Genomic DNA, 13,131 nt, shown 5'->3' with positions numbered 1-13,131 from the left:
CCTTAACCCCTTTCTACATTCTTTTGAAGCATTTGTTTTCCTCGCCTTAACCTAGTTTTAATAGTATCAGCATTCAAATTTGTTAAAGTTTGTATTTCTTTAATTTTTAACTCTTCATAGTAAAATAATATAATAATTTCTCGATACTTAGTCGGCAGGGTTAATACCTTTTGGGATAATTCTAAGTCATCAAATTTGTTTATTACTTGATCTTCAGTAGAAAGTTCCTCCGCTGTTTCAATCTTTTCTTTCATAAAATCTGTAGGAATAAACGATCGATACCATTTACTTTTCAAATAATCTTTACATTTATTTCGGGTAATCTTATAAAGCCATGTCTTATATGTACTATCCCCTCTGAAACCTTCCAATTGTTCATAACACTTTATAAATACGTCTTGTGTAATATCCTCTGCAGCTGACCAGTTTTTCACATATGTATAAGCTAACATTTTAATACTTTCTGCATAGAGACCAATAAGTTCTCTTAATATTTCCTCACGTCGCTTTGGATGGGATTCCTCTTTGCTTAATATCATTACGCAATAAAACATCTCCTTCTGGTTGGTTTAACTATTGACGACTCAAAACAGTAAAATGTTTCATTTTCTCCAGAATAGGAGGGAATCCATCGAGAAAATTATGAATTCCCTTCATGTTAATTAATAGTTGAAGCTTTAAAGAGTCTTTCTGACTGAAACAGTCGTATTGGCGAACTGTAAAGTAAGATGATACTTACCTTACCCTAGCTTCCGTTTAAATTCTTTACTAGCAAAGAAGTACGCAAGGACCATAATGCCGACACACCAGGCTAGCGCTAGCCAAATATCGTGGCCAACAGACTCTTCATATAAGAAAGCTCGAATCGTATTCACGATTGAAGTAACAGGTTGGTTTTCAGCAAACGCACGGACAATTTTAGGCATGGTCTCAGTGGGAACAAAAGCTGAACTGATAAACGGCAGAAAAATGAGCGGGTACGAGTATGCTGTTGCTCCTTCCATAGAACTTGCTTTCAATCCAGGAATAATCGCTAGCCATGTCAATGCTAGTGTAAACAATCCCAGGATTCCAGCTACGGCGAACCAATCCAAGATATTAGCGCTTGAACGGAATCCCATTAAGAGTGCAACGAGGATAACTATCACAACTGTTAACGCATTAGAGAAAATAGACGTAAACACGTGAGCCCACAATATCGAGGAGCGCTTAATCGGCATCGTAATGAAACGAGCCATCAGACCGCTTTTCACATCTGTAAAGAGCCGCAAAGATGTGTAGGCAACACCACTTGCTATAGCCATAAGCAAGATTCCCGGCAATAAATAATTAACATAATTGTCTGTTCCTGTCTGTATAGCTCCGCCAAACACATAGACAAACAACAACATCATCATTATTGGTGTAATTGCTACTGTAATAATTGTGTCAGGGCTGCGCATTATATTACGCATTAACCGCCCCAGTAACACCCCAGTATTATTTTTCATTTAAATGCCCTCCTTTTTACCGATGATTGTGAGAAAGATTTCCTCCAATGACGGCTGCTTTTTGATATACTCCACTTTAGCTGGTGGAAACATCTCTTTTAATTCTGTAAGAGTACCTGTAGTGATGATTTTTCCACTATGCAAGATGGCGATACCATCCGCTAATTGTTCTGCTTCTTCTAGATACTGGGTCGTAAGCAATATAGTCGTACCGCTGCCAGCAAGTTCCTTGATAGTATCCCAGACTTCAAGCCGTGCTTCAGGGTCAAGCCCTGTCGTCGGTTCGTCTAAAAAAATAACAGCTGGTTTTCCAATTAAACTCATGGCGATGTCAAGCCGGCGTTTCATTCCGCCAGAATATTTATCTGCCCGAAGGTTGGCCGCTTCACGCAGACTGAATCTTGCAAGCAGATTGTCAGCAACTTCGGAAGGATTAGAAACTCTCCGCAACTTGGCAATTAATATTAGGTTTTCACGTCCAGTGAGCATGTCATCTAATGTGGCGAACTGTCCTGTTAAGCTGATACTCTGGCGAACATGTTCCGGCTGACCCCTGACGTCAAATTGGCAGATACTCACTTGCCCTTCATCAGATTTCAACTGGGTTGAGAGAATATTGACTATTGTCGTCTTACCCGCTCCATTTGAGCCAAGCAATGCAAAAACTTCCCCTTGCTTCACCTCAAAATCGACTGCTTTTAAAACTTCCTTCTCTTTAAATGATTTCTTTAATCCTTTTACAGAAATAACGGCATTGCTCATTCTTCTTCCTCCTTTTATAAGACAGCAGGATTTGTTCAACAATCACAAGCTGCTGCCTTTTAGACAATGCGAAGTATTTATCTGTTACTGTTATTTTGTAGAGGCAACCAATTATACTCCGCTATTTAGTCTGACTGATAATAAGTGATACTTAGTACTGACGTAAAAATTTAACTGAATAACGAAGGTGGCAAATTTTGATTTCAACCAGCTATTCAGTCTGTATTATCGCTTGTAATTTTATTTTTTTCCTAATCGATCAATGATGCTCTTATTCAAATCTTCACGGTATTTAGCGACATAAGTTTTAGCATTAGCCACTAGTTCGTCAGCAAAGGAAGCAACATCTTCCCCAGTAATCTCTAGCACTTGCCTTCCTTCTGCGGAGCCTGCTTCGAATAAATCAATTAATTCATATTGCATATGAAGCATATCCATACCATTGCCCGCTGAGAATTTCCACATATAGTCTTGAATTTTCTTAAATACAAACTGGTAGTCCTCCGGAAGTGCCTCTACCCTTGCCATCATCATCTTGTATTCTTTTTTATCACCTATTAATTTTTTAAATAATTCCATCATGTTTATTCCTCCTTTTAATAAGCAGAACAATGCACACGTGATATCTTATCGTTAAGTTGTCTTTAACATATTAATTTTTGACGAAACAAAATCCCATCTTTTCCAAAACAATGTTAGTTCCTGACGGCCTGCTTCATTAAGTGAATAAAACTTGCGTGGTGGTCCCATATCCGATGGTTTCTTCTCGATATTCACTAGTTTCTTCTTTTCTAATCGCATTAGAATGGTGTAGACCGTACCTTCGACGACTTCAGTAAATCCAAGGTCGTTCAGGCGGCGAGTAATTTCATAGCCATATGTTTCTTGACGGCTGATGATTTCCAACACGCATCCTTCTAACGAACCTTTCAGCATTTCCGTTAAATTTTCGATGCCCGGCACCTCCTATAATATAAGACTTATATTCAGTATCACTTAGTACCTTAGCTAACCTATTTACTCAATAGCTTTGGCCATCTCGCTATTAAGTATTACTTATTACAAGTACATTGTATCACCGAGTAACGAAGAGTGTCAATTGGATTTATTACATATTTTAAAAACCAGCTAATACCCATTTGCTTTCCCTGCCACCTTGAAGGTCTCTTTCAAGAAAATAATATAAGTTAATTTAGGATTGCCTGCTAACAACTCTTTAAACACAAAAAAGAACATTAATCTATCTTAGATTAATGTTCCCGGAAAATACGCTCATTTACTTAGCATTATCGCAACTAATTAATACACATCTTTTTGGTATCTTTTAGTCTTTTGCAGTTCTTGCACTTTTTCTTCTGCTTCTTCTTGACTCATATTTCCTTCTTTTGAGAATATCTCTATCAAAGTGTTATGAACGTCTTTAGCCATATATTCCTTATCACCACAAACATAAAAATGCGCTCCACCTTGTAACCATTCATATAATTCCTTGCTAGATTCCAGCATTTTATTTTGGACATAAACTTTTTCATCTGTATCACGAGAGAAAGCTGTAGTTAATTTTGTAAGAACCCCATTTTCTTGGTGTTTTTCTAGCTCTTCTTTATAAAGGAAATCTGTTTGTGAATGTTGCGCCCCAAAGAACAGCCAAGTCCTTCCACTGCCTTTGTTAATAGAACGTTCTTGAATAAAGGAGCGAAAAGGAGCAATTCCCGTTCCTGGGCCAACCATAATGATATCTGTCTCATTTGACTCTGGCAGTCCGAAGTGTTTATTCGCCTGAATGTAGACAGGAAGTGTATCTCCTTCAGAAGTTCGTTCTGAACATTGAACAGAACAAACACCATTTCTGTCTCTGCCGTGAGATGTATATCGCACAGCACTGATTGTTAAATGAACTTCATCTGGGTGAGCCGATTGACTGCTAGAAATCGAATACAAGCGCGGCGGCATCTTTCTTAATAATGTCACAAACTCTTGAGCTTCAATTTGGCATGGTCCGAAATCTTGAATCATATCTAATAAATCCCGACCATACATATACTCTTTTAAAGCTGAAGCATTTTCTATAGCAACAAGACTATTTAAATTCTCATTATCAACCATTTTAGAAAAGTTCTGTAATACTTTCTTAGTTAATAAAGTAATTTCAAAGTATGTTGTTAAAGCATTCTTTAAAGGAAGCTGATCACCTGTTTTATTTATAACAATGTTTTGATTTCCATCCCACTTCATTTCTTGAAGCAGGGACTCTACCAATACTGAATCATTTTCCGGGTATATACCTAGAGCATCACCTGGATTATAAGTAATTCCTGATCCTTCTAAAGATAATTCCAGATGTCTTGTTTCCCTATTTGAACCTGTGCTATTTAGGTTAATATTCTTAAGAACTTTAGCTTGAAATGGGTTATTTCTGGTGAACGCTTGATTTGTTTGGCTTGCAGGTGTATTCATAATTTTTATCTCCTAAAATTTGATTATGCTTAAATTGAGGTTCTTTATGAAAAAACCACTTAATTAAGGTACCACTATAATTTTAATTATAATTTAGCTTTCAGAAGTTTTTCAACCAAAAAGTATAAATAGTTATTTATCTCTATCGTATTTGTAAATTTTTATACCATTTTGACTTTTAGCTTTTCTCTTTTATGTTAACCAAACACACCTAAACTCCATAATAACGCAATAAAAACTGCTGCTTGTTTCGCAACTGTAATAATTGAAGGAAAAATCGCTTGCACTTATTAATAGAAAAATTCTTTTTCCTATACATCCAACGCCCACATATAAAAAAAAACGCCCTACTCAAAAAGAGTAAGGCCGTTAACAGTGTTGTGCATAAAACTGTCATCACTTATTATGACCATTTCTTCCATACTTATACATATAAATAAACAAAAATTTTTTTCCCTTTCAACCAAAGATAATGTACATTTCCGTTAAAACTGTTCATTAATATACATATTCCAATCATTTAACAATTGTAAGAATGCTGTATAATTTTATACTAGTAATGAAAGATTAAAAACATTTGGGAAAGTGAGGAATTGCAATGGATTATACGAAACTTGGCAACACAGGATTAGATGTATCTAGACTTTGCCTTGGATGTATGGGTTTTGGTGTGAAGGAACGCTGGATGCATCCTTGGGTAATTGATGAAGAAAGCAGTCGTACGGTTATTAAAAGAGCGGTTGAGTCCGGCATTAATTTTTTTGATACTGCCAACGTCTACTCAGATGGTACGAGTGAAGAATTTCTCGGACGTGCTCTTAAAGATTTTTCTAATCGAGATGAAGTTGTGATTGCAACTAAGGTTTACTTCCCATTAGGCAAAGATTTAAACAGCAAAGGTCCAAACAGTAAAGGGCTATCCCGAAAACATATTATGAGTGAAATTGATAAAAGTCTTAAACGTCTTGGAACAGACTATATCGATTTGTACCAAATACATCGCTGGGATTACAACACACCGATTGAAGAGACGATGGAAGCTCTTCATGATTTAGTGAAGGCTGGTAAGGTAAGATACATAGGAGCATCAGCCATGTATGCATGGCAGTTTTTGAAAGCGAACCATACCGCTGAGAAGAACGGGTGGACGAAATTTATCTCTATGCAAAATCACCTTAACCTTATATACCGGGAAGAAGAACGAGAGATGCTTCCATTATGCAAAGAAGAAAAAATCGGCGTAATTCCATACAGCCCGTTAGCTTCAGGCAGATTAACACGTGATTGGTCAGAAGATACGCTCCGTTCTGAAACAGATGCAACGCAAAAGTCTAAATACGGTTCAACAGAGCATAACGACCGTTTAGTTGTGGAACGAGTTGCCGAGTTAGCAGAAAAACATGGTGCAGCTAGATCCCAAATAGCACTTGCATGGCTGCTTCAGAAAGAACCAGTAACAGCTCCTATTATAGGTGCTACGAAAATTTCTCATCTTGAAGATTCAGTCGGTGCGTTATCAGTGAAGTTAACCACTGAAGAAGTTGCATATTTGGAAGAGCCTTATGTTCCACATCCTGTGGTTGGTGCTTTAAATTCTAAGTAAAAAAGCCATATATAAGAAAACCCTAATTTCCTATAAGCAGGACATTAGGGTTTTTACTGTTAGTTTACTATGTAAAATCCTAGGTTATCTTACTAGCCCTGTCAAAAATTTAACTGTTTCTGGATCATAATGAGAGAAAAATAAACTCTTTTCCTGGTCAAGTTTTTCAATCTTGTTCATATCTTCTTGTGATAGAACAAAATCAAAGACTTCAAAGTTCTGAACCATTCTCTCTTTCGTTACCGTTTTTGGAATAACAACAACCTTACGCTGGATTAAGTAGCGCAGAGCCACTTGGGCCACAGATTTGTCATATTGCTCCCCGATTTCTTTTAACGTTTTATTATGAAAGAAGTCATTTTTCCCTTCTGCAAAAGGTCCCCAAGATTCAATTTGTGTTCCGTACTTTTCCATTATTTGTTGGGCCTGTTTTTGCTGGTTGAACACATGTGTTTCCACTTGGTTAACCATTGGTGTAATTTCACTAAACTGAGCAATATCAATCAAACGGTCTGGATAAAAATTACTTACGCCAATTGCTTTGATTTTCCCTGCTTTATAATACTCTTCCATTGCACGGTACGTACCATAATAATCATTAAATGGTTGATGAATTAACATGAGGTCAATATATTCTGTTTGCAGTAAACGCAAGGATTCATCCATTGATGCTTTAGCTTTTTCATAGCCAGCATTTGAAATCCATACCTTTGTAGTAATAAAGAACTCTTCACGAGGTATACCACTTTTACGTACTGCACTACCAACTGCTTCTTCATTCCCATAAGCTTGAGCAGTATCGATTGATCGATAGCCAACTGCTATTGCTTCGCCTACTATACGCTCACATTCTTCAAGGTCATTAATTTGATAAACTCCAAACCCTAAAATAGGCATCTTTATTCCATTTGATAAAGTTACAGTTTCCATCTAATATTCCTCCTAAAAGTTTACTGCCTTGCACTTCATAATCTTACTAGATTCGTGTTACTCTAAGTCAACACAGGAATTTTAAAAATTACTTCTGGATAATTCACAGATGGTCCAAGGAATATCAGCAAAAAAAGTTTTAACCCTTTCATTATCCTTTATATAAAAAAAGAATAGGTACCACATTTCTATCAAATGATTACCTATTCCTCTCAAAAAAGTACGGTATACTTTAATTACTGGTTGCGATAGTTTTGACTGTATGGCTGAAAGGCTTAGAAAAAAGATTTTTATACTTCTTCCTTGGCAAAATATATATATATATATATATATATTTTTTTTTTTTTTTAAATAACTTGATGCATTGCCAATCTCTTTTTTATTTCTCTGCTATTCCTTTAGCGCAAAAAAAGCCAAATCCCCCATACTGGTGAATTTGGCTTTTTTTACTATATTATCAGTTTACCAACCGCGCTCTTGCATGCGAGCTTCCGGAGCAAGACTAGCAATTTCAATCCCTTTCATTGCTGTTCCTAGATTTTTAGAGATTTCAGCAATTAATTTATAATCTTGGTAGTGAGTAGTTGCTTCCACAATTGCTTTTGCAAATAGAGCAGGATTATCTGATTTAAAGATACCTGAGCCGACAAATACTCCGTCTGCTCCTAATTGCATCATTAATGCTGCATCTGCAGGTGTTGCAACACCTCCTGCTGCAAAGTTAACTACTGGCAGGCGCCCTAAGTTTTTAATTTCCAGCAAAAGCTCGTAGGGAGCACCTAATAATTTTGCTTCTGTCATTAGCTCATCTTCATTCATATGAACTACTTTACGAACTTGTGCATTTACTTTTCGAATATGACGGACTGCTTCCACAATATTTCCTGTTCCTGGTTCGCCTTTTGTGCGGAGCATGGAAGCACCTTCTCCGATGCGTCTTGCTGCTTCGCCAAGGTCCCGGCATCCACAAACAAATGGTACTGTATATTCATTTTTATTTAGGTGATATTCTTCATCTGCAGGAGTTAAAACTTCACTTTCATCGATATAATCAACGCCTAATGCTTCAAGCACTCTAGCTTCCACAATATGTCCAATACGTGCTTTAGCCATAACAGGGATAGATACTGCATTCATAACTTCTTCTACAATAGAAGGGTCAGCCATTCTCGCTACTCCACCTGCAGCACGAATATCAGAAGGAACTCTTTCAAGAGCCATTACTGCTACTGCTCCTGCCTCTTCAGCAATTTTCGCTTGCTCGGCGTTAATAACGTCCATGATAACGCCGCCCTTTTGCATTTCAGCCATTCCACGTTTTACTCGATTAGTACCAGTTTTCATTCATATTCCTCCTATAGATTTAGTATGTAATCAACCTTTATTTTTTCAAATGCGCATTGTAAACTAATTATAGTAATTAATCTGGAACTATTAAAAGAGCCAGATATTAAAATTATTCAGGTACCAGTTTGATGGAGGTCAAAACCATGTTAGAAATAACTCCCATTTTAGATACTCAAAGTGATGCACCCGTATATATACAACTTTATCGTTTTCTTAAAAATGAAATACAATCAGAAAATATTCCTCCTCATAGTAAATTGCCTTCTCAAAGGAAATTAGCAGTGCATTTAAACTTAAGCAGAAACACTGTTAATGCTGCGTATCAGCAGCTCCTCGCTGAGGGTTACATCAGAAGCGAAGAAAGAAAAGGTTTATTTGTTGAGGATATAAAGCATGAGCTGTTTTTAGACAAAAACGCACATGCTATCCATGATGAAATCTTGAATAACAATTGCAGTCAACAAGAAGAGCAATCTTCAAGAATTCTATATGATTTTAAATATGGAGAAATAGATTTAAAGCATTTTCCATTTAAATTATGGAGTCAATTAACGATGAAAAGCATATTTGCTGAACAAGGAAAGCTGTTACTATATGGCGACCCACAAGGTGATCTAGATCTTCGTAAGCAAATAGCAAGATATCTGTATGAATCTCGCGGAGTTAAATGCTCAGAGCATCAAATTATCATAGGAGCTGGAACACAATATCTGTTAAGTATGTTATGTAAAATCATTGGCAGAGAATACACATATGGGATTGAAGAGCCTGGTTATAATAGAGTCCGTATTGTTTTACAGGAATATGGCAAAGCAGTGCATCCGATTCCCCTTGATAGTTATGGAGTTGATATAAAGAAATTAACAGCAAGCGAGGTCAGAGCTGTCTTTGTCACACCTGCACATCAATTCCCTCTTGGAATTGTTATGCCAATCCAAAGACGATTAGAATTAATTAAATGGGCGAAGGATTCAGATGGCTATATAATAGAGGATGATTACGATAGTGAATTTCGATACGAAGGCAAGCCTATTCCTGCCCTTCAAAGCTTAGACAGTTATGAAAAAGTTATCTATATGGGGACTTTTGCTAAATCGCTGATTCCATCTTTGGATTTTAGTTATATGGTTCTTCCAAGACATCTATTAGCTACGTACCATGAGAAGTATATTGGTTATAAACAAACCGTTTCCAGACAGCATCAATATACATTAAAACTCTTTATGGAAAGCGAGCATTGGTCAAGACATCTGAATAAAGTTAGAAATGTCTATAAGAAAAGACATAATGCATTGCTAACATCTCTTAAAGCGAACATGTACAATCAAGTCAGAATTATGGGTTCAGGTGCCGGATTACATATAGTAATAGAGCCGCGTAATGATATGTCAGAGCAAGAGCTAATTGACACAGCTAAAAAGAATGGCGTGTTGGTGTATCCTGTTTCCTCCTTCTATGAACAATTACCAGATCAAAAATATCCTCGAGTTCTGCTTGGTTTTGCTGGTATGGATGAGAGTAAGATTCAAGAAGGCGTAATATTGCTTTCAAAGGCATGGTTCTAAGCAGCAAAAAATTAATAATGCATTATTTCTCTCCATAAATAGGAAGATAACAAAAAAAGCTGCCTACCCAGGCAGCTTACCTAATTTATGTTATTTTCGTCTCACAAAAGTCAAGATAATAGCAAGAACAGAAACGATTATGGCAATGATTGATAACACTGTGCTTGTAGAGCTATGCTCATGATCATCTTCTGCACTTGCCGTATCTTCATCAGCAGAATCAGCATCATGTGTATGTCCATGGCTATCTGTAGTTGCATCAGACTTAGCAATTTGTGTTACAGAATGAGGAAGTTCTGCATCCGCATCTCCAGTCCATTCTACTATGCTTCCATCTGCATAATATTGAAAGGCATCCCAAACAACTTCTCCTGCATCAGACGGGTTTTGTGCTGTAAAGCTGAATCGCTTATACTCACCTGGCTGAATAGCTGATTGATCATTCTCTGCTTCCCAAGTCACAGTAGTTACCTTATCACTATCATTGGTTTCGGTTGTTACTTTCCAACCATCTACTGGTTCGTACATTTTAAAATCCACATTATCTGCTATCTTAAGTGTTACCTTCGTTGTCGCAATGTCCTTCTCAACAGGTATTTTTACTGTATATGTTTCCCAAGCCTCTGTTGCAGACTCTGAAGGATTAACAGTTACATGTGCACTTGCTGGAAGTGCAATAAGAAAAACGGCAGCAAACGCTGATAAAAACGCAAAAAGCTTCTTCTTCATATGTATACACAACTCCTCTTTTAAAATGTTCCCATTTATACACTGTATAAATCTTAGTAACTAACAATCATAATCATAACAAATCTAACTATATCTTAAAATGCTCCTTTCCCTAACTTTGTGACTTTTTTGTGAACATTTGTTATTATTAACATCATTTTAACATTATTTATCATATTATCTCTTGTCAAATAACCAGTAAATAAATTACCCTGTTTCTAGGTTGAATTATTAGAAAGAATGGTGGAAGAAACCAATGTTACCAATAGAAAGACAAAAACAGCTATTATCATGGCTAACGGAAGAAGAAACATTAAAGGTATCTGATATCAGCAGAAAATTAAATGTATCGGAAATGACGGTATATCGTGATATTAAACAACTTATTGACCAACAGAAAATTGTAAAGACATCGAACGGCATTTCCCTGACTAAAGAAACCATTACGCCCTCCAATCATTGTTCCTATTGCTATAAAGGAATTAACACAAGATTATCTGTGCAGTTAATAAAAACAAATCACCAGGTAGAACAAACATGTTGTATTCATTGTGGATTGCTTAGATATCAAGAAACTCAAGCAGAAATATCTCAAATCATATGTCGTGATTTTCTTCATGATACAACACTGAGTGCTAAAACTGGCTTCTTTCTGATTAATCCAGACCTTCATTCAAATTGCTGTCAACCACAGCTTCTTACTTTTAACTCAATGGATGAAGCCATTAAGTTTCAAACAGGATTTGGAGGAGACATCTATAACTTTGAGCAAGTATTTACAGCTTTGAACTCACACATGCAAAGCTCGAATTGCTGTCACCCAAAATAGGAGGAAAAGAATGGAGTCAATGAAAGCAGAGAAATCCGTGCAAAAGGGAAAAAAAACGAAACAAACAAAAGCCTCTTTATATAAAGCCGTATGGAGATGGCATTTTTATGCTGGGATAATCTTTGCACCGTTTCTCCTTATTCTTGCTGTCACTGGATCTATATATTTATTTAAACCACAGATTGAGCAAGTTTTATATAAAGATTATTACGAGGTTACGAAGCAAGAAGACAGAATGACCCCGTCAGAGCAAATTAACATCGTGAAAAGTGAATATCCCGGTGCAAATATAACAAGCTATCTGCCTGGGGATAGTGAAGCACGTTCAAGTGAAGTGAATATAAACTACCAAGACGAGTCTTTAACACTATTTGTTGATCCTTATACAGGCAAAATTCTCGGTGAGTTGAATAGTGAAGACAGAATTATGGATAGAATAGAAGAATTTCATGGAGAATTAATGGCTGGCACTTTAGGTGATAGAATAGTAGAACTAGCTGCTTGTTGGGCAATTGTATTAATTGTCACTGGAATATATTTATGGTTTCCGCAACAAAAGAAAACAGGCTTTGCTGGAATACTATTCCCGCGACTGCATAAAGGAAAGAAAATTTTCAGAAGAGATTTACATGCCGTGCCTGCGTTTTGGATAACAGGCGGATTGTTATTTTTAATCTTAACAGGATTACCTTGGTCAGGGTTCTGGGGTACTAATTTCCAATCTTTAGTTACTAATACAGGAGAAGGCTATCCTCCATCAGTTTGGGTAGGAAGTGCTCCAACATCATCAGTACAAACAAAAGATATTGCCGAAGTCCCTTGGGCTGCTGAAACGTTAGATGTGCCAAAATCAGACATACAAGGTTATACCCCTCTTTCTATTGATGATGTGGTCGATATTGCCAATCGAGAAGGAATGCACCCTAGCTATTCTGTTATTTTCCCTACAACCCAAGAAGGTGTTTACACATTTTCTGCCTTTCCGCCAAAAGCAAAAGATGAAGCGACCATTCATATTGACCAATATACCGGGGCGGTGTTAGCTGATTACCGTTATGATCATTACGGACCATTGGGTAAGTTGATTGCTATCGGTATTACCTTGCATAAAGGCACAGAATTTGGTTTGATTAACCAATTAATCAGCCTTCTAATATGTCTTGGTACCATTCTTGTAGCTATTACCGGTGTTTATATGTGGTGGAAACGTAAACCTAAACAAGAATTAGGAGCACCAAAGGCTCCAAGTATTAAAAAAATGAGATACCTTCTTTTCATACTGATTATATTAGGCATTGTGTTCCCTTTAGTGGGATTATCCCTTATTATTGTATGGGTTGTTGACTTATTGATTATCCAAAGAATTCCGGCCGTGAAAAAGGTATTAAATGCTTAATAAGATAATGAAAAGGTGGCTTA

13 protein-coding genes are annotated in these 13,131 nt (G+C 36.7%); 4 read left to right on the top strand and 9 right to left on the bottom strand.

Annotated features, from left to right (window positions below; translation table 11 throughout):
- Positions 1 to 2: 2 nt before the first annotated feature.
- From L8T27_RS25215 to L8T27_RS25190, 6 genes are all read right to left on the bottom strand, one after another.
- On the bottom strand, positions 3 to 539 hold the full coding sequence (locus L8T27_RS25215; protein ID WP_237943737.1) for a sigma-70 family RNA polymerase sigma factor: 537 nt from the start codon (positions 537 to 539) through the stop codon (positions 3 to 5).
- Positions 540 to 740: 201 nt separating this feature from the next.
- Positions 741 to 1,490: an ABC transporter permease gene (locus L8T27_RS25210; protein ID WP_237943735.1), complete on the bottom strand. Its 750-nt coding sequence runs from the start codon at positions 1,488 to 1,490 to the stop codon at positions 741 to 743.
- Positions 1,491 to 2,252, bottom strand: a complete 762-nt coding sequence (locus tag L8T27_RS25205; RefSeq protein WP_237943726.1) for an ABC transporter ATP-binding protein — start codon at positions 2,250 to 2,252, stop codon at positions 1,491 to 1,493.
- A 240-nt stretch (positions 2,253 to 2,492) separates the two neighbouring features.
- Entirely contained in the window at positions 2,493 to 2,834 is a 342-nt protein-coding gene (locus L8T27_RS25200) for a DUF1048 domain-containing protein (RefSeq protein WP_233317221.1), read from the bottom strand.
- A gap of 51 nt (positions 2,835 to 2,885) precedes the next feature.
- Positions 2,886 to 3,206, bottom strand: coding sequence for a PadR family transcriptional regulator (locus L8T27_RS25195; RefSeq protein WP_233317292.1), 321 nt, complete (start codon positions 3,204 to 3,206; stop codon positions 2,886 to 2,888).
- 345 nt (positions 3,207 to 3,551) lie between these two features.
- On the bottom strand, positions 3,552 to 4,709 hold the full coding sequence (locus L8T27_RS25190) for a sulfite reductase subunit alpha (RefSeq protein ID WP_237943719.1): 1,158 nt from the start codon (positions 4,707 to 4,709) through the stop codon (positions 3,552 to 3,554).
- A gap of 598 nt (positions 4,710 to 5,307) precedes the next feature.
- On the opposite strand from L8T27_RS25190, the gene L8T27_RS25185 reads away from it, so the two are divergent.
- Positions 5,308 to 6,312 (top strand): aldo/keto reductase, encoded by a 1,005-nt coding sequence (locus tag L8T27_RS25185; protein WP_237943717.1) that lies wholly within the window; start codon positions 5,308 to 5,310, stop codon positions 6,310 to 6,312.
- Positions 6,313 to 6,396: 84 nt separating this feature from the next.
- Here L8T27_RS25185 and L8T27_RS25180 read toward each other — a convergent pair whose 3' ends face one another.
- Both L8T27_RS25180 and pdxS read right to left on the bottom strand, forming a co-directional pair.
- Positions 6,397 to 7,242, bottom strand: a complete 846-nt coding sequence (locus L8T27_RS25180; RefSeq protein WP_237943715.1) for an aldo/keto reductase — start codon at positions 7,240 to 7,242, stop codon at positions 6,397 to 6,399.
- 462 nt (positions 7,243 to 7,704) lie between these two features.
- Complete coding sequence (gene pdxS, locus L8T27_RS25175; RefSeq protein ID WP_233317225.1) at positions 7,705 to 8,586, bottom strand: pyridoxal 5'-phosphate synthase lyase subunit PdxS; 882 nt, start codon at positions 8,584 to 8,586, stop codon at positions 7,705 to 7,707.
- 146 nt (positions 8,587 to 8,732) lie between these two features.
- On the opposite strand from pdxS, the gene pdxR reads away from it, so the two are divergent.
- Entirely contained in the window at positions 8,733 to 10,154 is a 1,422-nt protein-coding gene (gene pdxR, locus L8T27_RS25170; protein WP_233317226.1) for a MocR-like pyridoxine biosynthesis transcription factor PdxR, read from the top strand.
- 90 nt (positions 10,155 to 10,244) lie between these two features.
- Here pdxR and L8T27_RS25165 read toward each other — a convergent pair whose 3' ends face one another.
- Entirely contained in the window at positions 10,245 to 10,883 is a 639-nt protein-coding gene (locus L8T27_RS25165; protein WP_237943713.1) for a YcnI family copper-binding membrane protein, read from the bottom strand.
- Positions 10,884 to 11,139: 256 nt separating this feature from the next.
- On the opposite strand from L8T27_RS25165, the gene L8T27_RS25160 reads away from it, so the two are divergent.
- Positions 11,140 to 11,712: a DeoR family transcriptional regulator gene (locus L8T27_RS25160; protein WP_237943711.1), complete on the top strand. Its 573-nt coding sequence runs from the start codon at positions 11,140 to 11,142 to the stop codon at positions 11,710 to 11,712.
- 10 nt (positions 11,713 to 11,722) lie between these two features.
- On the top strand, positions 11,723 to 13,108 hold the full coding sequence (locus tag L8T27_RS25155) for a PepSY-associated TM helix domain-containing protein (RefSeq protein ID WP_396953843.1): 1,386 nt from the start codon (positions 11,723 to 11,725) through the stop codon (positions 13,106 to 13,108).
- The last annotated feature ends 23 nt before the right edge of the window (positions 13,109 to 13,131 follow it).

Origin of the sequence: Niallia sp. Man26, assembly GCF_022049065.2 — a bacterium.
Lineage (GTDB): Bacteria > Bacillota > Bacilli > Bacillales > Cytobacillaceae > Niallia.
This window is presented reverse-complemented; position numbering and strand designations above follow the sequence as displayed.